The following is a 782-nucleotide window of genomic DNA, read 5'->3' on the forward strand; positions in this document are numbered from 1 at the left end:
CCTGCTTCGCCGCCGGCGCCCCGCTTGCGCGCCGTGCGCCGGCGGGCGGCGCTGCGGGCTTCATCCTTTTGCGACCGGTGGGCGGGCGCCTGCCGGTGGAGCAGTGCGGCCGCCGGATCGTGCTCGAGGACCGCCAAGGGGCGCTCCTGTCGCTGGCGCTGCCGTTCTCCTACACGGCCGGCGACGGCACGCGGGTCGATCACCTCATGATTCCGCCCGACATCTGGGAGGCCGAGGCGCGCCGGCCGCTGCCGTTCGCCGCCGCCGACCAGGCCAGCCTGCTGCTGCTGGTGCACTATGCCGGCGCGGTCATGCAGGGCCTGATCCCGCTCAAGAGCGAGCGCCATGCGGCGCTGGCGAGCGCGCATATGCGCGACCTCGCGCGGGTGGTGTTCTTCCCCGACGACGCCGCCTCCGAACCGGACCGGCTCGCGGCGCTGAAGGGCGCGATCGCCCCGCATCTGAAGCGCCGCGACCTCAGCCTCGACATGGTGGCGCGGCTCGTGGGGGTGACGCCGCGCGCGATCCAGAAGCAGTTCCAGGCGGAGGGCACTACCTTCTCGGCCTACGTGCTGGAGCAGCGCCTGATCGCCGCGCACGCGGCGCTCGCCGCCATGGGGCCGGAGGGCGGGCGGCCGGTGAGCGCGGTGGCGTTCGAGACCGGCTTCCGGCGACCTCTCCTATTCAACCGCCACCTTCCGCGCCCGCTTCCGGCACCGACCCCCTCCGCCTGGCGCCGCGGCGGCTGAGGCGCTCGCAAGCGGGCGGCGTGCTCGGCCGGT

At 74.9% G+C, this 782-nt stretch carries 1 protein-coding gene; it reads left to right on the forward strand.

Annotated elements, in window-relative coordinates:
• Nucleotides 1–749 (forward strand): helix-turn-helix transcriptional regulator (locus tag AC2W7M_RS26595; protein WP_486136195.1); only part of this gene is annotated, 749 nt, incomplete at its 5' end.
• Nucleotides 750–782: the final 33 nt, after the last annotated feature.

It is taken from the genome of Xanthobacter sp. BG11Y11_SDJG, from assembly GCF_057364445.1.